Origin of the sequence: Lentzea sp. NPDC092896, from assembly GCF_044754905.1 — a bacterium.
GTDB lineage: Bacteria > Actinomycetota > Actinomycetes > Mycobacteriales > Pseudonocardiaceae > Lentzea.
Map to the genome: position 1 here is coordinate 94,655 of NZ_JBIVPX010000004.1, position 22,141 is coordinate 116,795.

24 protein-coding genes are annotated in these 22,141 nt (G+C 68.4%); 23 read left to right on the top strand and 1 reads right to left on the bottom strand.

Annotation, left to right across the window (positions count from 1 at the left end):
• The first annotated feature begins 4 nt into the window (after window positions 1-4).
• The 10 genes from ACIQF0_RS21320 (at window position 5) to ACIQF0_RS21365 (ending at window position 12,834) form a co-directional block, all read left to right on the top strand.
• Entirely contained in the window at window positions 5-1,537 is a 1,533-nt protein-coding gene (locus ACIQF0_RS21320) for an alpha/beta hydrolase (RefSeq protein ID WP_401031692.1), read from the top strand.
• 54 nt (window positions 1,538-1,591) lie between these two features.
• Entirely contained in the window at window positions 1,592-3,370 is a 1,779-nt protein-coding gene (locus ACIQF0_RS21325) for an FtsX-like permease family protein (RefSeq protein ID WP_401031695.1), read from the top strand.
• Between the two features lie 256 nt (window positions 3,371-3,626).
• Entirely contained in the window at window positions 3,627-4,970 is a 1,344-nt protein-coding gene (locus ACIQF0_RS21330) for an ammonium transporter (protein WP_401031698.1), read from the top strand.
• Window positions 4,967-5,305, top strand: a complete 339-nt coding sequence (locus tag ACIQF0_RS21335) for a P-II family nitrogen regulator (RefSeq protein WP_030479675.1) — start codon at window positions 4,967-4,969, stop codon at window positions 5,303-5,305. The genes ACIQF0_RS21330 and ACIQF0_RS21335 overlap by 4 nt, the downstream gene beginning before the upstream one ends.
• Before the next feature lie 18 nt (window positions 5,306-5,323).
• Window positions 5,324-7,648 carry a [protein-PII] uridylyltransferase gene (locus tag ACIQF0_RS21340; RefSeq protein WP_360047379.1) on the top strand — a complete coding sequence of 775 codons (2,325 nt, stop codon included), beginning with the start codon at window positions 5,324-5,326 and terminating at the stop codon, window positions 7,646-7,648.
• A 281-nt stretch (window positions 7,649-7,929) separates the two neighbouring features.
• Entirely contained in the window at window positions 7,930-8,943 is a 1,014-nt protein-coding gene (locus ACIQF0_RS21345) for a hypothetical protein (RefSeq protein ID WP_401031703.1), read from the top strand.
• 69 nt (window positions 8,944-9,012) lie between these two features.
• Complete coding sequence (locus ACIQF0_RS21350; protein ID WP_360047377.1) at window positions 9,013-9,573, top strand: AAA family ATPase; 561 nt, start codon at window positions 9,013-9,015, stop codon at window positions 9,571-9,573.
• Entirely contained in the window at window positions 9,570-10,184 is a 615-nt protein-coding gene (locus tag ACIQF0_RS21355; RefSeq protein ID WP_360047376.1) for an HAD family hydrolase, read from the top strand. The genes ACIQF0_RS21350 and ACIQF0_RS21355 overlap by 4 nt, the downstream gene beginning before the upstream one ends.
• Before the next feature lie 26 nt (window positions 10,185-10,210).
• Window positions 10,211-11,776, top strand: coding sequence for a signal recognition particle protein (ffh, locus tag ACIQF0_RS21360; protein ID WP_360047375.1), 1,566 nt, complete (start codon window positions 10,211-10,213; stop codon window positions 11,774-11,776).
• Between the two features lie 2 nt (window positions 11,777-11,778).
• Complete coding sequence (locus tag ACIQF0_RS21365) at window positions 11,779-12,834, top strand: amidohydrolase family protein (protein ID WP_401031708.1); 1,056 nt, start codon at window positions 11,779-11,781, stop codon at window positions 12,832-12,834.
• On the opposite strand, the gene ACIQF0_RS21370 is transcribed toward ACIQF0_RS21365, so the two are convergent.
• Entirely contained in the window at window positions 12,831-13,310 is a 480-nt protein-coding gene (locus ACIQF0_RS21370) for a carboxymuconolactone decarboxylase family protein (RefSeq protein ID WP_360047373.1), read from the bottom strand. The two genes, ACIQF0_RS21365 and ACIQF0_RS21370, sit on opposite strands and share 4 nt — an antisense overlap.
• A gap of 115 nt (window positions 13,311-13,425) precedes the next feature.
• Between ACIQF0_RS21370 and ACIQF0_RS21375 the strand changes: the two genes are divergently transcribed.
• The 13 genes from ACIQF0_RS21375 to ACIQF0_RS21435 all read left to right on the top strand — a co-directional run bounded on the left by ACIQF0_RS21375 (window position 13,426) and on the right by ACIQF0_RS21435 (window position 22,141).
• Window positions 13,426-14,301 carry an RNA polymerase sigma-70 factor gene (locus ACIQF0_RS21375; RefSeq protein WP_401031711.1) on the top strand — a complete coding sequence of 292 codons (876 nt, stop codon included), beginning with the start codon at window positions 13,426-13,428 and terminating at the stop codon, window positions 14,299-14,301.
• 320 nt (window positions 14,302-14,621) lie between these two features.
• A complete protein-coding gene (locus ACIQF0_RS21380; RefSeq protein ID WP_401031714.1) occupies window positions 14,622-15,398 on the top strand; it encodes a lysostaphin resistance A-like protein in 777 nt (258 codons plus the stop codon).
• A complete protein-coding gene (locus tag ACIQF0_RS21385) occupies window positions 15,398-16,129 on the top strand; it encodes a LamB/YcsF family protein (RefSeq protein WP_401031717.1) in 732 nt (243 codons plus the stop codon). The genes ACIQF0_RS21380 and ACIQF0_RS21385 overlap by 1 nt, the downstream gene beginning before the upstream one ends.
• Before the next feature lie 125 nt (window positions 16,130-16,254).
• A complete protein-coding gene (gene rpsP / locus ACIQF0_RS21390; RefSeq protein WP_319977560.1) occupies window positions 16,255-16,698 on the top strand; it encodes a 30S ribosomal protein S16 in 444 nt (147 codons plus the stop codon).
• Complete coding sequence (locus ACIQF0_RS21395) at window positions 16,695-16,934, top strand: RNA-binding protein (protein ID WP_030468017.1); 240 nt, start codon at window positions 16,695-16,697, stop codon at window positions 16,932-16,934. The genes rpsP and ACIQF0_RS21395 overlap by 4 nt, the downstream gene beginning before the upstream one ends.
• A 19-nt stretch (window positions 16,935-16,953) precedes the next feature.
• Window positions 16,954-17,469: a ribosome maturation factor RimM gene (rimM, locus tag ACIQF0_RS21400; protein ID WP_093593367.1), complete on the top strand. Its 516-nt coding sequence runs from the start codon at window positions 16,954-16,956 to the stop codon at window positions 17,467-17,469.
• A complete protein-coding gene (gene trmD, locus ACIQF0_RS21405; protein WP_401031722.1) occupies window positions 17,459-18,205 on the top strand; it encodes a tRNA (guanosine(37)-N1)-methyltransferase TrmD in 747 nt (248 codons plus the stop codon). The genes rimM and trmD overlap by 11 nt, the downstream gene beginning before the upstream one ends.
• Before the next feature lie 153 nt (window positions 18,206-18,358).
• Complete coding sequence (gene rplS / locus ACIQF0_RS21410) at window positions 18,359-18,718, top strand: 50S ribosomal protein L19 (protein WP_360047368.1); 360 nt, start codon at window positions 18,359-18,361, stop codon at window positions 18,716-18,718.
• A 3-nt stretch (window positions 18,719-18,721) separates the two neighbouring features.
• Complete coding sequence (lepB, locus tag ACIQF0_RS21415) at window positions 18,722-19,462, top strand: signal peptidase I (protein ID WP_401031727.1); 741 nt, start codon at window positions 18,722-18,724, stop codon at window positions 19,460-19,462.
• A 4-nt stretch (window positions 19,463-19,466) separates the two neighbouring features.
• Window positions 19,467-20,330, top strand: a complete 864-nt coding sequence (gene lepB, locus ACIQF0_RS21420; RefSeq protein WP_360047367.1) for a signal peptidase I — start codon at window positions 19,467-19,469, stop codon at window positions 20,328-20,330.
• Window positions 20,327-21,118 carry a ribonuclease HII gene (locus ACIQF0_RS21425; protein ID WP_360047366.1) on the top strand — a complete coding sequence of 264 codons (792 nt, stop codon included), beginning with the start codon at window positions 20,327-20,329 and terminating at the stop codon, window positions 21,116-21,118. The genes lepB (ACIQF0_RS21420) and ACIQF0_RS21425 overlap by 4 nt, the downstream gene beginning before the upstream one ends.
• A complete protein-coding gene (locus ACIQF0_RS21430) occupies window positions 21,118-21,441 on the top strand; it encodes a DUF2469 domain-containing protein (RefSeq protein WP_030468024.1) in 324 nt (107 codons plus the stop codon). The genes ACIQF0_RS21425 and ACIQF0_RS21430 overlap by 1 nt, the downstream gene beginning before the upstream one ends.
• A gap of 328 nt (window positions 21,442-21,769) precedes the next feature.
• The gene (locus ACIQF0_RS21435) at window positions 21,770-22,141 is read left to right on the top strand and encodes a YraN family protein (RefSeq protein ID WP_360047365.1); all 372 of its coding nucleotides are present in this window, start codon (window positions 21,770-21,772) and stop codon (window positions 22,139-22,141) included.

Genomic DNA, 22,141 nt, shown 5'->3' on the forward strand with positions numbered 1-22,141 from the left:
TTCCATGCAACCGATGGTGCGCGCCTTCGGCGCCGCGATCGCCAGTTCTGCATTGGTTCTAGGCGCGAGTCAGGTCGCGATCGCGGCTCCGGAAGGGCAGCCGGAGTACCAGGTCGGCGCGATCGACTGGAAGCCGTGCGAGGAGAAGCCGACGGTCGACTGCGGCTTCCTCGAGTTGCCGATCGACTACAAGAAGCCGAACGGTGAGAAGTTCAAGCTGGCCGTGTCGCGCCTGAAGGCGGCCGACCCGTCCAAGCGCATCGGCGCGATGGTGATCAACCCCGGCGGACCGGGCGGTTCGGGCGTCGACTTCTCGATGTTCGCCGACGGGTACTTCAGCAAGGAGATCATCGACAAGTTCGACGTCATCGGGTTCGACCCGCGTGGTGTCGCGCGCAGTGCGCCGATCAAGTGCTCGGCGGAGCTGCTGCAGAAGACGCCGTCGAGCTACCCGAAGACCAAGGCCGAGTTCGACGCCCTGGTCACGTTCAACAAGGCGCTGCGCGAGGACTGCGCCAAGCAGAGCGGCGCGATCTTCAACTTCGCCTCGACCGCGGAGGTGGCGCAGGACATCGACTCCATCCGCCGCGCGCTGGGCGAGCAGAAGATCAACTACTACGGCATCTCGTACGGCACGATCATGGGCCAGCACTACGCGGAGAAGTTCGGCAAGAACATCCGCGCCATGATCATCGACTCCAACATGGACCACAGCCTCGGCACCAAGCAGTTCCTCGACTCCGAGGCGCGCACCGCCGAGGACTCGTTCAACGAGTGGATCAAGTGGAACGACCGCACGGCGACCTCGCCGTTCGCCGGCCAGGACCTCCGCAAGATCTGGAAGGACCTGCTGGCCAAGGCGGAGCGCGGTGAGGTGCCCGCGCCGTGGGACCCGACCGTCAAGATGACGCCGGAGGACCTCGGTGGCGGTGTGGTCAGCATGGCCTACGGGCCGAGCTGGCAGCGGTTCGCCGAGCAGATCAAGCAGATCATCGACGGCACGCAGGCTCCGAAGTCGGCCTTCTCGGCGTTCGCGGCTGACGAGACGTTCGACAACCCGTTCCCGGGCATCTTCTGCAACGACTACAACCTCCGCGTCAGCTCGTGGGGCGAGTACCAGTCGCTGGTGAAGTCCGAGTACCGGATCGCGCCGAACACGCGTGGCTCGTCGCTCGGCCACGGCGCCATGATGGGCTGCGTCGGGTTCCCGAAGGCCACGAACCCGCAGCGCACGCTGAAGATCAAGAACTCGCCGAAGATCCTGCTCACCAACGCCAAGCACGACCCGGCGACGGCGTACGAGTGGGCTGTCAACGCGCACCGTCAGACCCGTGACACCACCGTCTTCGTGACCTACGAAGGCTGGGGCCACGGCGTCTACGACCGCAGCGAGTGCACGCTGAAGATCAACAACGAGTACCTGGTGTCGCTCAAGCTGCCGCGCAACGGCACCTCGTGCGCCGCGGTCGAGCCGCCGGCCCAGTCGGTCATGTCCGTGAAGCCGCGGATTCCGTCCGGCCCGTTCTCGGTCCGCTAACGCTGGTCAGTCGCTATACCCCCGGTGTATACGCCGGGGGTATAGTCCTGCGCCATGGCTGGCCTGTGGTGGCCTCGCGGTAAGGGTGCGTGGGCGCGTTTCGCGTTCACGGCAGCCGGTGTGGCCGTTGGCGTCACGGTGTTGATGCTCTGTCTCGCGGCTCAGGGCGCGCTGCAGGGGCGTTCCGACCGTTCGGCGTGGCAGTACACCCGCGCGGACACGCCCGGTTCCGGCTCTGTGCGGTGGCTGGCCGTCACCGACTACTTCCACGGCGAGCAGATGCTGCGGATCCACGTCGCCGACGTCGGTCCCTCCGCTCCTTCGCCCGGCTTCCCGTTGCCGCGTCCCGGTGAGGTCGTTGCCTCACCGGCGATGCAGCGCCTGTTCGAGTCCACTCCGGACGATCAACTCGATGATCGCTATCCGGGCGTGGTCGTCGGCACGATTCCCGTGGACCTGCTGGCCCATCCCGCGCAACTCGTCGCCGTGGTCGGCGGGCAGGTGCCCGGCATGTTCACCGCGTCCGGCATCGCTGCCGAGCCTGACCACGCGTTCTTCGCGTTCACCCGGATCCTTCTCGGGATCGCGGCGTTGCTGCTGCTCGTGCCCGTCGTGGTGTTCGTGGCGATGGCGACCAGAATCGCCGCGGCCCAGCGGGAACGCCGCCTGGCCGCGTTGAGGCTGGTCGGCGCCACCCGGTCGCAGACGGCGCTGATCGCGGCCGCCGAGACCGGGATCGCGGCTGTGGCGGGAACGTTCGCGGGTTGGGTCGCCTACGAAGTGCTGCGTCGTGTGTTCGCTTCCTCGATGACGTACGAGGGCTTCCCGTTCCACGCCGCTGATGTGCGCGCGCCGTTGGCCGTGCTGGCTCTCGTGCCGTTGCTCGCGATCGTGGTCTCCGTGCTCTCGCTGCGCCGCGTCGACATCGGGCCGCTCGGGATCCTCCGGCGTGCCGCGTCGAAACCGCCGACCGCCGTGCGCGTGCTGCCGCTGGTGATCGGCCTCGGCGGGTTGTTCCTGGTCACGTACACCTCGTCCGCCGGCTTCGACGAGCTGGCGCCGTTGTTCATGATCGCGACCTTGGTCGGTGTGACGATCGTGGGGCCGTGGGTGTGCCTGCAGATCGGACGGCTGCTCGCGCACGCCTCCAGCGCCACGACGGTGCTGGCCGCGCGCCGGATCGAGCAGGACCCGAAGGCGTCGTTCCGGGCGGCGGGCGCCCTGGTGTTCGCGGCCTTCGCGGCGACCTACCTCAGCGGCCTGGTCAGCGCGTACGGCGACCTGCCCGGCACCGCCACCCCGCCCGGCGTCGTGACCGTGTTCGACGGCCGCGACCGCCAGATCGTCAGCGACGGCACGGTGGACGACGAGGAACGCATCCGCACCCGCGAGGCCGTCGCCGCGCCACGGGCCATCATCAACACCCGCCGCGAGTTCGTGCTGCGCGAGCAACGGCTCTGGAACGACGTCGAGTCCGCCGTCCACTTCTCTCTCGTCGTCATCGTGGTGGTGGCGGGATGCGGTCTGGCCGCCGGCGCGGTGGGAGGCGTGCTCGAACGGCGGCGGTCGTTCGCGTTGCTGCGCGCGTCCGGCACGACGCTCGGTCAGTTGCGCAGGGTCGTGTTGCTGGAGACGGGCGTGCCGCTGGTGGCGATGACCGGGCTCGGCGTGGTGCTGGGCGTGCTCACGCTGGTCGCGACGAAGGGGCCGTTGCCGACGCTCGGGTTCGCGGTGGTGGTCGCGTGCGGTCTGGTGGCGGCGTTGCTGATCGCCTCGACACCGCTGGTGCTGCTGGGGCGGAGCACCGGTGCGGAGTCGGTCCGCCGCGAATGACCGTGGACTCGGAGTGGCCGGCGGACCCGCCGCGCACGGCCGCAATGCCCCGGAAGGGGAGCCTCCGACTACTTCTCGCGACTACTTCTCGTTATCACCTCGACGCGGTGAGGTGGCCGAATCGAGTCCGTGAACGCCGCGAAACGCGGACGTAACACGTCCAGGTCGACAGTTCACCTCCGCGAAACGTTGGGCGTGGGTGGGTGAAACAGGACATCTCGATGCTCCCTGCAACCGACGTGCAGTGGAGGTCGAAGTGGATACAGGGGACACCGCCTGGGTGCTCACCAGCGCCGCATTGGTGCTGCTGATGACGCCGGGCCTTGCCTTCTTCTACGGAGGCATGGTCCGTTCGAAGAGCGTGCTCAACATGATGATGATGAGCCTGGGCGCGATGGCCGTGGTCGGTGTCCTCTGGGTGCTCTTCGGGTACTCGACGGCATTCGGTGCGGACGTCGCCGGAGGCCTGCTGGGCAAGCCGTTCGAGTTCTTCGGCCTCGACGGGCTGCTGGGCGCCGACTCGCTGTCGGGCAAGATCCCGAGCACCGTGTTCGTGGCGTTCCAGGCGATGTTCGCGATCATCACGGTCGCGCTGATCTCCGGTGCGATCGCCGACCGCGCCCGCTTCGGCCCGTGGCTGCTGTTCGCCGGCCTGTGGGCCACGATCGTCTACTTCCCGGTCGCGCACTGGGTGTTCGACTTCGACGGCAAGGACGCGGCCGGCAACGTCGTCGACCCCGGTGGCTGGATCGCCAACAAGCTCCTCGCGATCGACTTCGCCGGTGGTACGGCAGTGCACATCAACGCCGGTGCCGCGGGTCTCGCGCTGGCGATCGTGCTCGGCAAGCGCGTCGGCTGGCCGAAGGAGCCGATGAAGCCGCACAGCCTGCCGCTGGTCGTGCTCGGCGCCGGTCTGCTGTGGTTCGGCTGGTTCGGGTTCAACGCCGGTTCCGCCCTCGGTGCGAACGGCCTCGCCGGCGTCACGTTCATCAACACGCTCGTCGCCACCTGCGCGGCGATGCTCGGCTGGCTGCTCACGGAGCGCATCCGTGACGGCAAGGCCACCACGCTCGGTGCGGCGTCCGGTGTCATCGCCGGTCTGGTCGCGATCACGCCCGCCTGTTCGTCGGTCACCCCGGTCGGCGCCATCGCGATCGGTGCGATCACCGGTGTCCTCTGCGCCCTGGCCGTGTCGCTCAAGTACCGCTTCGGCTTCGACGACTCGCTCGACGTCGTCGGCGTGCACCTCGTCGGTGGTCTGTCCGGCACGATCCTGATCGGCCTTTTCGCCAGCGAGTCGGCCCCGGCCAAGGTCAACGGCCTGTTCTACGGCGGCGGCGTCGACCAGCTCTGGCGCCAGGCCGTCGGTGCCTTCGCGGTGCTCGGCTACTCCTTCGTCCTGAGCCTCGCACTCGGCTACCTGGTGAAGTTCACCGTCGGCTTCCGCGCGTCGGAAGAGGCCGAGGTGGCGAGCATCGACGAGTCCGAGCACGCTGAGCGGGCGTACGAGTACGGCAGCCTCACCAGCGCGCGTGGTACCGGCAAGCCGAGCGTGGCCGCGGGCGCGACCGCGGTCCTCGAGGGGAGCAACAAGAAATGAAGCTGGTCACCGCGATCATCAAGCCGTTCACCCTGGACGACGTGAAGGGCGCCCTCGAACAGCTCGGGGTGCTGGGCATGACGGTCAGTGAAGTGCAGGGCTACGGCCGCCAGAAGGGCCACACCGAGGTCTACCGCGGTGCGGAGTACTCGGTGGACTTCGTGCCCAAGATCAAGATCGAGGTCGTCATCGACGACACGGCCGTCGAGAAGGTGCTGGAAGCGGTGGTCGAGGCCGCCCGTACCGGCAAGATCGGCGACGGCAAGGTGTGGGTCACTCCGGTCGAAACCGTTGTCCGTGTGCGCACGGGCGAACGTGGATCGGATGCGCTGTAAAAACTGAGGAGACGGCCCGTGGAGAACAACCAAACGGCCGTCGTCACGGCTGACGACCTGGTGCGAGCACGCGAAAGGCTGCTCGTGCCAGGTCGTCGTCGCTTGGCCGCCGAACCTTTGCGCGAAGCACTCGTGGATCTGCACGAGTTCTGGTTGACCAAACATGCGGGGGGAGCGGGGATATCCGGATCGGGTATCGCGCTCGTGGCGGTCGGCGGGCTGGGGCGGCGCGAGCTCGTGCCCTATTCCGACCTGGATCTGGTCCTGGTGCACAACGGCGTCAAGAACGTCGACGAGATAGCCGAGAAGCTTTGGTATCCACTGTGGAACTCCGGCATCGGACTCGACCACTCGGTCCGCACGGTCGGTGAAGCCCTGAGAGTCGCGGCAGGCGATCTGCGCACCGCGTTGGGGCTGCTGGACATCCGCCACATCGCGGGCGACCCCGAGGTCACCCAGAAGCTCGCCGAAGGCGCGAAGCAGGCGTGGCGCGGGAACGTGCGCAACCGGCTGGACGAGATCGCCGAGTCGTCGCAGAAGCGCTGGGGCCGCAGCGGCGAGATCGCGCACCGCGTCGAACCCGACCTCAAGCACGGCCGCGGCGGGCTGCGGGACGTCACGATCCTGGACGCGCTGTCGGTCGCGCAGGTGGTGGACAGACCGTCCGCCGACGTCGACGAAGCCCGCAAGCTGCTGCTGGACGTGCGCACCGAACTTCGTCGTGCCGCACGGAAACCTCGTGACGTGCTGCGGGCGCAGGACGGCGACGAGGTGGCCTCCGCGCTCGGTCTGACCGACCGCTTCGCTTTGGCCCGTTCGCTTTCCTCCGCCGCACGGACGGTCGTCTACGCGTTCGACGTGGCGATGCGAACGGCCCGCGCGGCCGCCCCGAAACGCGGGCTCGGCGCGTTCCTGAGGGGACAGCCGCCGCGCAGGCCGTTGGACGAAGGCGTGGTGCTGCACGGGTCTGAGGTCTCGCTCGCCCGTGACGCGATTCCCAGCCGTGATCCCGCGTTGTTGCTTCGTGTCGCGACGGCGGCGGCACGCAGCAAGCACCCGATCGCGACAGGAACGTTGTCCCGGCTCGCGGACTCGGCGCCGGAGCTGCGCCAGCCGTGGCCGCGCGAGGCCCGTGAGGAACTGCTGGCGTTGCTGGGCAGCGGCAGTGGACTCGTGGACGTCGTGGAAGCGTTGGACCGCACGGATCTGTGGGGCCGGCTGTTCCCCGAGTGGGGTGCGGTGCGGGACCTGCCGCCGCGCGACGCCGCGCACATGTGGACGGTCGACCGGCACCTGGTGCAGACCGTCGCCCACGCGGCCAGGCTGGTGACCACGGTGTCGCGGCCCGACCTGCTGCTGCTGGGCGCGTTGATCCACGACATCGGCAAGGGCCGGCAGCAGGACCACTCCGAGGTCGGGGCCGCGCTGGCGACCCAGATCGGCGAACGGATCGGGCTGTGGCCGCAGGACGTCGAGACGTTGTCGATGATGGTGCGGCACCACCTGCTGTTGCCGCACACCGCGACCCGGCGGGACGTCGAGGACGAGGCGACCGTGCACCGCGTGGTGGAGACGCTCAACGGTGACGCGGTCCTGCTGGAACTGCTGTACGCGCTGGCGGAGTCGGACTCCATCGCGACCGGGCCTGGCGTGTGGACGGACTGGAAGGCCGCGCTGATGGCCGACCTGGTCTCCCGCTGCCGCAAGGCGATGGCGGGAGAGCCGTTGCCCAAACCGGAACCGCTCGACCCGGTGCACGTGGCGATGGCGGAACGCGTTGCGGCGTCGGGAAAGCCGGACGTGCTGCTGGAGAAGCAGGACCACGCGGCGCTCGTGACGGTGATCGCGCCGGACCGTCCTGGACTGCTGTCCAAGGCCGCCGGCGTGCTCGCGTTGAACTCGCTGGAGGTCCACGCGGCGACGTTGCACTCGCACGGCGGCGCGACGGTGGACGCGTTCACGGTGTCGCCGCGGTTCGGGTCGCTGCCGGACGCGACGCTGCTGCGCGAACAGCTGTCCAGGGCGATCGACGGCTCGCTTCCGTTGGCCGACAAGCTCGCCGCGAAGGAACGCGACTACGGCGGCCCGCCGCTCGACCCGCCGCCCTCGAAGGTCCTGTGGTTCGACGACGAGGCGACCGGCGCGGTGGTGCTGGAACTGCGGGCCGCGGACCGGATCGGGCTGCTGCACCGCGTGGCCGGTGCGCTGGAGCAGTGCGGCGCCGACGTGCAGTGGGCGCGCGTGTCCACGTTGGGCGCGACGGTCGTCGACTCGTTCAGCATCGCGGGCTCCGACCTCGACCGGCGCCGGATCGAACGGGCGGTGCTGGACGCGGCCAGGTAGAGGTTGAGTAGCTCTACGCACAACCTCTCCGGGTGCTCACGCTCCTGCGCGGTTCCGAAACACGGCAGTGTTCGTGGTGTCCGGAAAGCGTCCTCGAGGGGTGGATCGCTTCCCGGACGGGCAGAGGGTGGTGGTGACGAGTGACGGCGCCGGGGGAGGTACCGCGCACTCGCACCACCGCCGCTGTTTCCCGGTTCTGACAACGAGACAGCTTCCTGGACAACCTTCGCGGCGTCCGGGCAGTGTCAGGTTCTCGTTGTTCTGACTGGGGAGGAAGAACTTTGAGAACCGCCATGGTGGCCGCCGTCGTCGCGGCCCTGATCGTTCCCGCCACCGCTCAAGCGGCTCCACTGGCCGTGGAGGACCTCGGCACGTTGCCGGGTGATCTCCGTAGCACGGCGATCGACATCAACGACTCCGGCTCGATCGCCGGCGTCTCCTACGGCACAGGCACCTCGCAGCACGCCGTGCGCTGGGACCGGTTCGACGGGATCAGGAAGCTCGCGGACCTCGGATTCGACTCGCAGGCCACCGCCATCAACCGAGACGGCGTGGTCACCGGCTACGCCGTGAACTCGGCAGGCCAGGCACAGGCGGTGAAGTGGAACCCTTCCGGCGCACTGGTGCAGCTGGCGGTGGCGGGTGCGACGAGCTCCGTCGCGTTCGACGTCAACGACGCCGGCACCGTCGCGGGCGCCGCCACGATCAACGGTGTGAGCCAGGCGGTCCTGTGGGACTCCATCGGTGACGCCAGGATCCTGGGCGCGGGCAGCGCGCACCACGTGACCGACGCGGGCTGGGCCGTCGGGTCCACCGGCAGCGATGTGGTGCGCTGGAACGCGTCCGGCGTGCGGACCGTGCTCGACAGCGGCACGTTGCTCGCGGTCAACCAGCTCGCCGACGCGGGCGGCACCGTGGGCACCAACGGCGTGCTCTGGTTGCGCGACAACACCCGCACCCAGTTGGGCGCAGGCGCGCGGCCGTTCGACATCAACGACAACGGGTTCGCGGTCGGCGAGCTTGCGTCGCAGGCGATCAGGTGGGATCTCTTCGGTGGCGGCAGTGCCGTGCTGGCGCCCGCACCTTCGAGCGCTGCCGAGGTGAACAACTCCGGTGTCGTCGCGGGCACCATGGGCACCTCGGCCGCGACCTGGAACATGGCGGGCACGCAGACGTTGCTGCCAGGGCTGCCGAGTGCCGCACGTCACTCCGTGAGCGGGCTGAGCGAGGTCGGGCAGGTCATCGGCGTCGCGAACTTCGCCAACGGCACCTATCACGCCGTCGTCTGGCGCTGAACCCCTGTGCATTTCGGCCGAAATCGGACCAAACTGAACGAGAAGGATGGTCAAGACGTCTTCTAGGACATGACCGCCGTGTTGAACACGCAAGCCGCAGTCGTCCGGGTGCGCAAGCGCTCGCTCGTGGTCCTCGCCGGGATTCCCGGCGCGGGCAAGACGACGCTGCTCACCCGCCTCGACGCGGACGAGCCGGTCACCGTGCTCGACTCCGACCAGGTGCGCATGTGGCTCGAACCACGCGTACCGCTGCCGTACAAGTACTGGCGCGTCTTCGTGCACCTCACGCACCGGTTGCGCGTGTTCTGGTCAGCGCTGTTCTGCGCGGGCCTGCTGGTGGTGCACGAGCCGTCCACCAGGCCCGGCACGCGTTTCATGCTGGTGCTCGCCGGACTGCTGTCGGGGCGTTCCCGCCACTTCCTGTGGCTGGACGCCTCGGCGGCGCAGGCCCTGGACGGCCAGATCGCCCGCAAGCGCGTCGTCCGCACTCACGCTTTCGAGCGACACGTCCGCCGCGGCTCGTCGATGCGTGCGCAGTTCGAGGCGGGTTGGGTGCCGTTCGGATTCAGCGGCGTGACGCTCCTCACCCGTGCGGGGACCTCGGGTGGTCTGCGCATCATGGTGTCGTGATCAAGGCTGTCCTCTTCGACTTCGCAGGCACCCTCTTCGGGCGCCCGACCTACCAATGGCTCTCGCCGCGGCACCTCACCGTGTTGCGCGCCCCGGCGCCGTTCGTGGCGCGAATGAACGCCGCCGAGCGCGCGGTTTGGGACGCCCGCGACCTCACCGCGCTCGCCAACCGCTCCGCCCACTGGACCCTGTTCCGGCTGGCGGGCCTCACGATGACCGACGAGTTGTTCCAACGTCTGCACAACCCGGCGTTCTGGCTGCCCTACACCGACACGGCCGCGGCCCTGAACCTGGTGAAGCCGCTGAAGGTCGGGGTGCTGAGCAACATCTCGTGGGACATCCGCCGCGTGTTCGAGCGCGAGTCGCTGTCCGTGGACGCCTTCGCGTTGTCCTACGAGATCGGTGTCTCGAAGCCGTCCGCACGGGCCTTCGACGCCGCCTGCGTCCGGCTCGACGTCGAGCCGTCCGAGTGCCTGTACGTCGGCGACGACCCGGTGGCGGATGGAGCAGCGGTGTCGGCCGGGCTGCGGTTCGCGCAGATCTCCACTGCTCCGGTCGGACGTCGTGAGCCGGTGCTCCTGGACGCCCTGGCGAGCCACGGGATCGGGTGAACGTTCGGTTAGCTAGTCTGGAAGGCGTGTTCTCCACGCTTTCCGACCGGCTGACCACGGTTCTCCAGGGCCTTCGCGGCAAGGGCCGGCTCAGCGACGCCGACATCGACGCGACCGCCCGCGAGATCAGGGTCGCCCTGCTCGAGGCCGACGTCGCGCTGCCCGTTGTGCGCAACTTCATCGCGAAGGTGAAGGAACGTGCCAAGGGCGCCGAGGTCCACCAGGCGCTGAACCCGGCGCAGCAGGTCGTGAAGATCGTCAACGAGGAGCTCGTCAACGTCCTCGGTGGCGAGACGCGGCGGCTGAACCTCGCGAAGAACCCTCCGTCGGTGATCATGCTGGCGGGTCTGCAGGGTGCCGGTAAGACGACGCTTGCGGGCAAGCTGGCCAAGTGGCTCAAGGGCCAGGGCCACACCCCGCTGCTCGTCGCCGCCGACCTGCAGCGCCCGAACGCCGTGACGCAGCTCCAGGTCGTCGGTGAGCGCGCGGGCGTGCCCGTCTTCGCTCCCGAGCCCGGCAACGGCGTCGGCAACCCCGTCGAGGTCTCGCGCCTCGGCATCGCGGAGGCCAAGGCCAGGCAGCACGACATCGTCCTCGTCGACACGGCCGGCCGGCTCGGTGTCGACGAGGAGATGATGCAGCAGGCCATCGACATCCGGGCCGCGGTCAACCCCGACGAGATCCTGTTCGTGGTCGACGCCATGGTCGGTCAGGACGCGATCAACACCGCCACGGCGTTCCGCGACGGTGTCGGCTTCACCGGTGTCGTGCTCACCAAGCTCGACGGCGACGCCCGCGGTGGTGCCGCGTTGTCGGTCCGCGAGGTCACCGGCCAGCCGATCCTCTTCGCGTCCAACGGTGAGAAGCTCGAGGACTTCGACGTCTTCCACCCGGACCGGATGGCGTCGCGCATCCTCGGCATGGGTGACGTCCTCACCCTGATCGAGCAGGCAGAGCAGCACTTCGACCAGGACCAGGCCGAGAAGGCCGCGGCGAAGCTGCACTCCGGCCAGTTGACGCTCGAGGACTTCCTGGAGCAGATGCTCGCGATCCGCAAGATGGGCCCGATCGCGAACCTGCTCGGCATGCTGCCCGGCGCCGGGCAGATGAAGGACCAGCTCGGCATGCTGGACGAGAAGCACCTCGACCGCATCCAGGCGATCATCCGCGGCATGACCCCGGCCGAGCGCGACGACCCCAAACTGATCAACGGGTCCCGCCGGCTGCGCATCGCGAACGGCTCCGGCGTCAAGGTCAGCGACGTCAACGACCTGGTCAACCGCTTCTTCGAGGCTCGCAAGATGATGGCGTCGATGGCCGGCCGGATGGGCTTCGGCGGCGGTGGCGGCAGCAAGACCCGCAAGGGCAAGAAGGGGAAGAAGGGCAAGGGCGGACGCGGCCCGACGCCTCCCAAGATCAAGGGCGGCTTCCCGCCCGGGATGTTCCCCGGTGGCATGCCCGGCATGCCCCCCGGCGGGATTCCGGGCATGCCTCCCGGCGGTGGCCTGCCGAACCTGGGCGGCCTGAACGAGCTTCCTCCCGGCTTCGACCCGTCGAAGTTCAAGTTCGACGGGGACGACAAGAAGAAGTGACCATGCACCTGCGCGGCGTCGTCCTGCCGGACGGCGAGCCGCGAGACCTGTGGGTCGTCAACGGCCGCGTCCGCACCCAGCCGGTGCCGAACGCGCAGACCGTAGTCGACGGCGGGTTCCTGGTTCCCGGCCTGGTCGACGCGCACTGCCACGTCGGCCTGGGCCCGCAGGGCGGCGTCGAGTTGTCCGAGGCCGTCGAGCAGGCGCTCACGGACCGCGCCGCGGGCACGTTGCTGATCCGCGACTGCGGTTCGCCGATCGACACGACGCCGTTGCAGGAGCGCCTCGACCTGCCGCGGATCATCCGGTCGGGCCGGCACATCGCCCGCCCGAAGCGCTACATCCCGTACATCGGCGTGGAGATCGAGTCGGATCTCGCGTCGGCCGTGGCCGAGCAGGTCGCGAACGGCGACGGCTGGGTCAAACTCGTCGGCGACTGGATCGACCGCGGCGAGGGCGATCTGGCTCCACTGTGGACGGACGAGGAACTGGCGCAGGCCATCAAGGTCGCCCACGCCGCCGGTGCGCGAGTGACGGCGCACGTCTTCGGTGAGGACGCGCTGCCGGGTCTGATCAACGCGGGCATCGACTGCATCGAGCACGGCACCGGCCTGACCGGCGACACGATCTCGTTGATGGCGGAGCACGGCACCGCGCTGGTGCCCACGCTGATCAACATCGAGACGTTCCCCGGCATCGCGGACAAGGCCGGCAAGTACCCGAAGTACGCGAACCACATGCGTGACCTGCACGCACGTGTCTCGACCACCGTGGCGTCCGCGATCGAGGCGGGCGTCAAGGTCTACGCGGGCACCGACGCGGGCGGTGGCATCCAGCACGGCCGCATCGTCGACGAGATCGTCGCGCTGCACGGCGTGGGGATGAGCGCTCTGGACGCCATCGGCGCCGCGTCGTGGGGTGCCCGCGAGTGGCTCGGCTTCCCGTCGCTGACCGAGGGCGCGGCCGCGGACATCGTCGTCTACGACGAGGACCCGCGGGAGAATCTGGAGACTCTCCGGACGCCGCGCATGATCATGCTCAGGGGCCGGATCCACTAGTCCTTGAACTGGGCCATCGCACCGATCTGGTACGAGCCGCCCTTCTGGTGCGTGATGACGGCCATCCGGTTGGCGGCGTTGATCAGCCCGAGCAGGCAGACCAGCGCCGCGACCTGTTCGTCGTCGAAGTGCTTGCGCACGTTGTCCCAGGTCTCGTCGCTCACGCCGTCACGGGTGAGCACGGTGCCCTCCTCGGTGAACGCCAGCGCGGCCTGCTCGGCCTCGGTGAACACCGTGGTCTCGCGCCAGCCGGCCACCAGGTGCAGGCGCAGTGGGTCCTCGCCCGCCGCGATGGCCTCCTTGACGTGCATGTCGAGGCAGAAGCCGCAGCCGTTCAGTTGGCTCGCCCGCAGGCTGACCAGTTCCGCCGTGATCGCGGGCAGCGACGTCTGGTGCACGGCCTGTCCGAGGCCCGCGAACCGCTTCGCGAGCTTGCTGCCGGTCTCGGTGCCGAAGAGGTCGAAGCGCGGTTCCATGATCTTTTCCTCCCTCGTGGACTTGCTTGACGACCACGAGATGCCGGTGCCCCGCTCCGTGTGACTGTGATCCAGCCCACTGTCACAAACCGCCGCCGGCTGGTGTCTTGTGTCCATGGACGCCGCCACCGACACGTTCGTCAGCCACCGCAACCTGCTCTTCACGATCGCCTACGAGATGCTCGGCTCGGCCGCCGACGCCGAGGACGTGCTGCAGGAGACGTGGCTGAAGTGGTCGGGCGTGGACCACGGCGTCGTCGAGAACCACCGCGCCTACCTGGTCCGGATCGTCACCCGCCAGGCCCTCGGCCGCCTGCGCACCCTGGGCCGCCGCAAGGAGTCCTACGTCGGCTCCTGGCTGCCGGAGCCGTTGCTGACCGCCCCGGACGTCGCTGAGGACGTCGAACTGGCCGACAGCGTCTCGATGGCCGTGATGCTGGTGCTCGAGACCCTCACCCCGACCGAACGGGCGGTCTTCGTCCTGCGCGAGGTCTTCGACCTGGACTACGACGAGATCGCCGCCGCCGTCGACAAGAACCCGGCCGCCGTCCGCCAGATCGCCCACCGGGCCCGCTCGCACGTGGCCGCCCGCCGCCCGCGCGAGGTCGTGACCCAGTCGCAGTCCCGCGAGGCGCTGGCGGCGTTCCAGCGCGCCACCGAAACGGGTGATCTCCAGGCCCTGCTGGACCTGCTGGCGCCGGACGTCGTGTTCCTCGGCGACGGCGGCGGTGTGAAGCAGGCCGTCCCGCGCCCCGTCGTGGGTGCGTCGAAGGTGGCGCGGATGCTGCTCGGCGGCCTGCTGAAGGTCACCGGATGGACGATGGAGCCTGCCCAGGCCAACGGTTATCCGGCGCTGATCGTGCGGTTCGACGGCGAACTCGACACGGTGATCGCGGTGCGCGTGGAGGACGGCCGGATCAGCGGCCTGTACGCGGTGCGCAACCCCGCCAAGCTCTCGCACATGGAGCAGGAGACGACCCTGAAGCGCTGATGATCAGCGGCGCGGGGGTTTAGTAGCAGCGTTTGTACGCCGATCCACTCACCAGGAGTGGGACATCCGGCGGGGACTCGATCTGACCATCTTTTGGCCAGGTGCTTGGCCCCGTTCGTGTCGGTGCCGCACAGTAGCCTCGGATTCGGGGGCGGCAGCGTCCCCCGAGGGGGCTCGCGGTCCCCACTCCAAGCGTATCGCGAGGCACCGACAGCGCATCGGTGCTTCAGAAGCCGTCGATCGCGAGGTGGGCTGATCATGAGTGTGCCAGTGCCTGCTGTTCGTCCGCTGGTAGCCGCCGCGTGACTAGATTGCAGAGCGTGAGTGAAGCGGAATCCCTGAAGCCGAAGCGCGGCTTCATCGAGAGCGTGCGGGACATCAGCCGCAACCCGGAGCCCGAGCGGGTCGGCCAGCGCTGGGGGTTCGGCGCGTTCCTGCTGGTGGAAGCCGTTTTCATCCTGAGTGCCGTGTTCATCACGGCGATCGCCAAGCAGTTCGGCGTGAACCTGCTGCAGTCGGTGCCGCTGGTCCTGGTCGGCTCGATCGTGCCGACGATTCTCGCGGCCGGCACCGCCATCGTGATCACGTACGTGCGCGGCAACGGCCCGAGGATCGACCTGCGCCTGAGCATGACCAAAGAGGACCTGGCGATCGGCCTGAAGCTCGGCATCCTCGGCCTCGTCCTCACCTACTCCGCCGCGACGATCTGGGCGAAGGTCGTCGGCGAGGAGAACGCCACGAGCGCGGTCGGCGACCTGCTGTCCGGCTCGAACCTGCCGCTCTCCGCGGCGATCACGATGTTCCTCTACGTCAGCCTCATCGGGCCGGTCTGCGAGGAGATCATCTACCGCGGCCTGCTGTGGGGCGCCGTCGAACGCCAGGGCTGGAGCCGGTGGGCCGCGTTCGGGCTCACCACGGTGATCTTCGCGATCGGCCACTTCGAGCCGCTGCGCACGTCGTTGCTGCTGGTGATCGCCATCCCGATCGGCATAGCCCGGCTGCTCACCCGCAGGCTCGGGGCGAGCATCGTGGCGCACGTGATGAACAACTTCCTGCCAGGGCTCACGCTCCTGCTCGTCTCCGCCGGAGTCATGTGATGGACCTGAACAGCGACCTCGGCGAGGGCTTCGGCATCTGGAAGCTCGGCGACGACAACGCGTTGCTGGGCGTCATCACCAGCGCGAACGTCGCGTGCGGCTTCCACGCCGGTGATCCGTCCACCATGCGCAAGGTGTGCGAGGAAGCCGCCAAGAACGGGGTGAAGGTCGGCGCCCAGGTCAGTTATCGCGACCTGGCGGGCTTCGGGCGGCGGTTCATCGACGTCGACCCCGCCGAACTGGCCGACGAGGTGCTGTACCAGATCGGTGCGCTCGACGCGTGTGCGCGAGCAGCAGGCACCGAGGTCGCGTACGTGAAGCCGCACGGCGCGCTTTACAACGCGACGGTGCACCACGAGAAGCAGGCCAAAGCCGTGGTCGACGGCGTCAGGGCGTTCAAGGACCTGCCGATCCTCGGTTTGCCGTTCTCCCACCTCCTGCACCGGGCGGAAGCCGCCGGCCTGCGCGCCGTGCAGGAGGCGTTCGCCGACCGCGGCTACCTGCCGGACGGCACCCTCGTGCCGCGTGGGCAGTCGAACGCTCTGCTCACCGACACGAAACAGGTCGTCGAACGCGCCGTGCGCCTCCTCGCGGGAGAGTTGGTCGCCGTCGACGGAGCGGTCATCAAGGTCCAGGCCGAGTCGTTGTGCGTGCACGGCGACACGCCAGGAGCGGTCGCGCACGCGCGCGCCGTCAGGGAAGCGCTCGGCACCGTGCGGGCGTTCGCGTAGGACCCGATTCGGATCCACCGTTCCCCATCTGGCAGAATTGCTCGCTGTCCGTCGTGGCCGGCCCCTCTGCCCGGGCCACGGCTGTGCGAATCATCAACACAGAGCTTTCGAGGAGTACCAGGCCCATGGCCGTCAAGATCAAGCTTCAGCGTCTCGGCAAGATCCGCCAGCCGTACTACCGCATCGTGGTCGCCGACGCGCGCACCCGTCGCGACGGCAAGGCCATCGAGACGATCGGCAAGTACCACCCCAAGGAAGAGCCGTCGTTCATCGCGGTCGACTCCGAGCGCGCGCAGTACTGGCTGGGTGTCGGCGCGCAGCCGACCGAGTCGGTCCAGCGCCTGCTGGAGATCACCGGTGACTGGCAGAAGTTCAAGGGCCTGCCGGGCACCGAGGGCACGCTGCGCGTCAAGGAGCCGAAGACCCCGAAGGCCGAGCTCTTCGCCGCCGCGCTCGCGGCCGCCAACGAGGAGCCGATGACCGACGCCACCACGCCGAAGGCGAAGAAGGCCAAGAAGGCCGACGACGCCCCCAAGGCTGAGGCCGAGGCGCCCAAGGACGAGGCGTGAGTTTGTTGGCTGACGCCCTCGAACACCTCGTTCGCGGCATCGTCGACCACCCGGACGACGTCCGGGTGAACCTCGTCACGACCCGCCGCGGCCGCACCCTCGAGGTCCACGTCCACCCGGACGACCTCGGCAAGGTGATCGGTCGTGGCGGTCGCACCGCGACGGCTCTGCGCACCGTGATGGCCGGTATCGGCGGTCGTGGTGTCCGGGTCGACGTCGTCGACACCGACCGCTGAACGAAGCTGCAAAGGGCAAATGGACGTCGTCGTCGGCCGCGTGGCCAAGGCGCACGGGATCACTGGTGAACTCGCCATTGACGTGCGCACTGATTCACCCGAGTTGCGGTTCGCGCTCGGGCAGAAGATTCAGGCCAAGCTGCGTGACGGGACGTCCCGAAGCCTCACCGTGTCAGCCGCCCGGCCTCATGCCGGGCGGCTGCTCGTGCGTTTCGAGGAAGTCGTCACGCGCGATGTCGCGGAGTCGTTGCGCGGCACGTTGTTGCTGGGCAGCACGGACGACCTGCCGCCGACCGGCGACCCCGACGAGTTCTACGACCACGAGCTCGAAGGGCTCACGGCCGAACTCGTCGACGGCACGAAGATCGGCACGGTCAAGGAGATCCTGCACGGCCCCGGCGGCGAGTTGCTCGTGGTCATCCGTGACTCCGGCGAGGCGCTGATCCCGTTCGTGCGCGAGATCGTGCCCACTGTGGACGTTCGCGGCGGCCGTGTCGTGATCGACCCGCCAGAGGGCCTGCTCGATGCAGATTGACGTCGTCACGATCTTCCCCGAGTACCTGGCGCCGCTGCGTGCCGCGTTGCTCGGGAAGGCGATCGACAAGGGCCTGATCAGCGTCGGCGTGCACGACCTGCGTGACTGGACCCAGGACGTGCACAAGGCTGTCGACGACAGCCCGTACGGCGGTGGGCCCGGCATGGTCATGAAGGCCGACATCTGGGGCCCTGCCCTGGATGACGTGTGCACGGACGAGACGCGTCTCATCGTGCCGACGCCGGCAGGACGCCCGTTCACGCAGGAAGTTGCGCACGAGTACGCGAACGAATCGCACCTCGTGTTCGCGTGCGGTCGCTACGAAGGCATTGACCAGCGTGTGGTGGATGACGCCGCACGGCGCGTTCGCGTCGATGAAGTGTCCATCGGGGACTACGTGTTGGTCGGTGGCGAGGTGGCGGTGCTCGCGATCGTGGAAGCGGTCGCACGGCTGCTTCCCGGCGTGCTCGGCAACCCGAAGTCGCACGCCGAGGACTCGTTCCAGGACGGGTTGCTCGAAGGGCCGAGCTACACGCGGCCCGAGGTGTGGCGCGAACTCGCGGTGCCGGACGTGCTGCGTTCCGGCAACCACAAGCTGATCAACCGCTGGCGACGTGACCAGTCACTCGCCCGCACCTTCGAACGGCGTCCTGACCTGCTGGAATCGCTGTCGCCGGAGGCGTTCGACAAGCACGACCGAGCCCTGCTCACGCGCCTGCGCGAGGGTGGGGAGTAGTCCGATTTCATTCCGGGGTGCCTGGTCTGGCACACTGGAACAGTTGCCGCAGCCGGTGTCATGTCGGCATGCGCACCAAAGCCGAGCCCCCATCATGTCGTGCACAGCCATGGAACATGCTCTGGGGAGTTCAAGACACGTGAGGAACCACCGATGAACCTCCTGGACGCACTTGACGCCCAGTCGTTGCGCTCTGACATCCCGAGCTTCCGCGCGGGTGACACGCTGAAGGTCCACGTCCGCGTCATCGAGGGCTCGCGCGAGCGCGTCCAGGTGTTCCAGGGCGTCGTGATCCGTCGCCAGGGTGGCGGCATCCGCGAGACCTTCACCGTCCGCAAGGTCTCGTTCGGCGTCGGCGTCGAGCGCACCTTCCCGGTGCACTCCCCGAACATCGCCGAGGTCGAGGTCGCGACCCGCGGTGACGTGCGTCGCGCCAAGCTGTACTACCTGCGCGACCTGCGCGGCAAGGCTGCCAAGATCAAGGAGAAGCGCGAGGCCCGTCCGGTCTCCTGACCGGTGGCTTCGAGCCCAGCAGACTTCGAGGACGCCTCCGCACCGGATGAACCGGAGCGGGGGCGTACTCCTGTCTGGAGAGAAGTTCTCTACGTCGTCATGACGGCCGTCGTGCTGACGGTGCTCATTCAGGCGTTCGTGGCGCGGGTCTACGTGATCCCCTCGGCGTCCATGGAGAACACGCTGCACGGCTGCAACGGCTGTGAGAACGACCGGGTGCTGGTCGACAAGATCACCTACCGCTTCGGCGACATCGAACCGGGCGAGGTGGTCGTGTTCCGCGGCCCCGAGGCCTGGACCTCCAACGACTTCCGCGCTGCCCGGTCGACGAATCCCGTCGCGGGTTTCGTGCAGAACATCGGTTCGCTGCTGGGCATCTCGCCCGCGAACGAGCGCGATTTCGTCAAGCGCGTGATCGCGTTGCCCGGCCAGACGGTGATGTGTTGCGACGAGCAGCACCGTGTCGTTGTGGACGGGAAATCCCTCGACGAGCCGTATGTGCACTGGCAGCAAGGCACTTCGCCAGCGGACCACGAGCCGTTCGAGCCGATCCGGGTGCCGGATGGACGGTTGTTCGTCATGGGGGACAACCGGATGAACTCCACCGACTCGCGCAAACAGGGCGGCGGGGGCGTAGCGGGCACCGTGCCGGTCGAGAACGTCATCGGGAAAGCCCGGTACATCGTTTTCCCGAAAGATCGGTGGAGTGTTGTGTCGGATCACAACCCCCAGCCCCTAGGCTGATCTCGTGGTCGACGACGCTCCAGAGCAGAACCCGCCCGGTGACGAGCCCAGTTCGGACGCTTCGGACAAGCCCGCGAAGCAGAAGAAAAAGGGCAACTTCTGGAAGGAACTGCCTGTCCTGATCCTGGTCGCGTTCGGCCTTGCGATCGGCATCCAGATCTTCCTCGGCCGCGTCTACATGATTCCGTCCGAGTCGATGGAGGCGACGCTGCACGGTTGCACCGACTGCTACGGCGACCGGGTGCTCGTGGACAAGGTCACCTACCGCTTCACCGATCCGTCGCCCGGCGACGTGATCGTGTTCCGCGGGCCGCCGTCGTGGCAGAACGACTTCATCTCCGACGAGCCGGCCAACCCGATCTCGCAGGGGCTGTCGTGGCTCGGATCGCTGATCGGGCTGCCGTCGGCGAACGAGGAGGACTTCGTCAAGCGCGTGATCGCCGTCGGCGGGCAGACCGTGAAGTGCTGCGACGAGCAGAACCGCGTGACGGTCGACGGCAAGCCGTTGGACGAGCCGTACAAGCACTTCGACGAGGGCACGCCGTCCGAGCAGGAGTCGTTCGAGGAGCTCAAGATCCCGGACGGCATGCTGTTCGTGCTCGGTGACAACCGCAACCACTCGTGCGACTCGCGTTGCCAGGGCCAGGGCGGCCTCAACGGCCTCGTGCCGGTGGACGACGTGATCGGCAAGGCGCGCGTGATCGTGCTGCCTCCGTCCAGGTGGGGCGGGGTGACGGACCACGATCCGCAGACCGTGTCGATGGGAGCGCCGGGATGGCAGCAGAACGTCCCGCTGGGGCTCGGTATCGTCGCAGCGTGGCCGCTTCTGCTGCTCGGACGTCGAGTGCGAGACCGATTCCGCCGATGACCATGCTGATGCCGCCTCGCGCGGTGGTGCGGGGCTCGTCCGGGAACTGGGCTTTGCAGAGCACGCTGGAGCGCCGGGGTCTGGGGCCCGTCGCCGGCGTCGACGAGGCAGGGCGCGGGCCGTGCGCCGGCCCGTTGGTGATCGCCGCGTGTGTCCTTCGACCGGGTGATGCTTCGCGGTTCGAAGGGCTGAACGACTCGAAGCTGATGACGGCGGCGGCACGTGATCGGATGTACGACCTGGTGCTCAAGCGTGCGCTGGATCACTCGATCGTGGTCGTGTCGCCCGCCGACATCGACTGGCTGGGCATCCACGTCATGAACATCGAGGGCATGAGGCGTGCGGTCGCGCAGATGGCGACACACCCCGGCTACGTGCTGACGGACGGGTTCAAGGTGCCGGGGATGCCCGCGCCGAACGTGGCGGTGCTCAAGGGCGACCAGGCGGCGGCGTGCGTGGCGGCGGCATCGGTGCTGGCCAAGGTCACGCGGGACCGGATCATGGCCGACCTGCACACCCGTCATCCGCAGTACGGGTTCAACGTGCACAAGGGGTACTGCACGCCAGAGCACACGGCGGCGTTGATGGAGCACGGGCCGTGTGCGGAGCATCGCTGGTCGTATGTAAATGTGGCAGCAGCGGCCGTCAAGCACGGTCTCGCCGCGCCGCACAGGGTGGCGCGCGGCACGACCGCGCAGGCTGTGGTCCAGAATGATGCAACCCCGGCTGACGCCGGGGAGCTCGCGACGAGTGAGGGCGCGGAGCAGATGACCCGCGCGGAGGCGTAATGAGTGCAGAGGATCTCGAGAAGTACGAGACCGAGATGGAGCTGTCGCTGTACAAGGAGTACCGCGACATCGTCAGCCAGTTCTCGTTCGTCGTGGAGACCGAACGGCGTTTCTACCTGGCCAACTCGGTGGACGTGCAGGTGCGCAACGCCGATGGCGAGGTGTACTTCGAGGTGCGCATGTCGGACGCGTGGGTGTGGGACATGTACCGCCCCGCGAGGTTCGTCAAGAACGTTCGTGTCATCACGTTCAAGGACGTGAACGTGGAGGAGCTGGACAAGCCGGACCTGCGTTTGCCGGAAAGCGGGCCCTTCCCCACGTAGGCCACCAGGGCCTGCATCGAGTCTCGTCTGTGACAGCCGGGCCTGAGACGGCCCCTGGGGGCACGGCCGAAGAGCGCACGTACGACACCTGGTGGTGCGGGGCTACTCGGCCGCACCACCAGGAACTACCTCAGACGCGGCTCTCGTCGAACCCAGCTTCGATGCGGGCCTTAGCACACCCCACCGACAATTCCGCCGTTCCAAGATCCACAACGGCCGACTTGTCCACAGGCGCTGAGTTGTCCACAGATTCCCCTCAGCCCGGTCGCCCCTCCCGCCCCGCCCTGCAAGGTCGTACCCAACGACCCGCAGGGAGGCGAGGGCAGTGGTGGCACAGGCACCGGCCGAGACCAGGCAGCAGGAGAAGGGGCGTCAGGGCGAGGACCTGGCGTGCAGGTACCTGGAGGGGCAGGGCCTGGTGGTCCTGTCGCGGAACTGGACGTGCCGCGACGGCGAGCTCGACGTCGTGGCCGTGGAGGGCGACCGGCTGGTCGTCTGCGAGGTCAAGACCAGGTCCGGCCCTGCCTGGGGCCGTCCGGACGAGGCGGTGGACGAGCGCAAGCTCTCGCGCCTGCGCCGGACAGCCCTGCGGTGGCTGGCGGCGCACGGCGTCGGCTGGTGCAACGTCCGCGTCGACCTGATCTCGGTCACCTGGCCTCCTTCCGGCGAAGCGCGCCTGCAACACCTGCGGGGAGCCTGA

Excerpts from the sequence above, each read along its gene's own strand:
- ACIQF0_RS21320 (WP_401031692.1), top strand. The coding sequence starts at position 5 with ATGCAACCGATGGTGCGCGCCTTCGGCGCCGCGATCGCCAGTTCTGCA.
- ACIQF0_RS21325 (WP_401031695.1), top strand. The coding sequence starts at position 1,592 with ATGGCTGGCCTGTGGTGGCCTCGCGGTAAGGGTGCGTGGGCGCGTTTC.
- ACIQF0_RS21335 (WP_030479675.1), top strand. The coding sequence starts at position 4,967 with ATGAAGCTGGTCACCGCGATCATCAAGCCGTTCACCCTGGACGACGTG.
- ACIQF0_RS21350 (WP_360047377.1), top strand. The coding sequence starts at position 9,013 with ATGACCGCCGTGTTGAACACGCAAGCCGCAGTCGTCCGGGTGCGCAAG.
- ACIQF0_RS21365 (WP_401031708.1), top strand. The coding sequence starts at position 11,779 with ATGCACCTGCGCGGCGTCGTCCTGCCGGACGGCGAGCCGCGAGACCTG.
- ACIQF0_RS21370 (WP_360047373.1), bottom strand. The coding sequence starts at position 13,310 with ATGGAACCGCGCTTCGACCTCTTCGGCACCGAGACCGGCAGCAAGCTC.
- ACIQF0_RS21375 (WP_401031711.1), top strand. The coding sequence starts at position 13,426 with ATGGACGCCGCCACCGACACGTTCGTCAGCCACCGCAACCTGCTCTTC.
- ACIQF0_RS21385 (WP_401031717.1), top strand. The coding sequence starts at position 15,398 with ATGGACCTGAACAGCGACCTCGGCGAGGGCTTCGGCATCTGGAAGCTC.
- rpsP (WP_319977560.1), top strand. The coding sequence starts at position 16,255 with ATGGCCGTCAAGATCAAGCTTCAGCGTCTCGGCAAGATCCGCCAGCCG.
- rimM (WP_093593367.1), top strand. The coding sequence starts at position 16,954 with ATGGACGTCGTCGTCGGCCGCGTGGCCAAGGCGCACGGGATCACTGGT.
- trmD (WP_401031722.1), top strand. The coding sequence starts at position 17,459 with ATGCAGATTGACGTCGTCACGATCTTCCCCGAGTACCTGGCGCCGCTG.
- rplS (WP_360047368.1), top strand. The coding sequence starts at position 18,359 with ATGAACCTCCTGGACGCACTTGACGCCCAGTCGTTGCGCTCTGACATC.
- ACIQF0_RS21425 (WP_360047366.1), top strand. The coding sequence starts at position 20,327 with ATGACCATGCTGATGCCGCCTCGCGCGGTGGTGCGGGGCTCGTCCGGG.
- ACIQF0_RS21430 (WP_030468024.1), top strand. The coding sequence starts at position 21,118 with ATGAGTGCAGAGGATCTCGAGAAGTACGAGACCGAGATGGAGCTGTCG.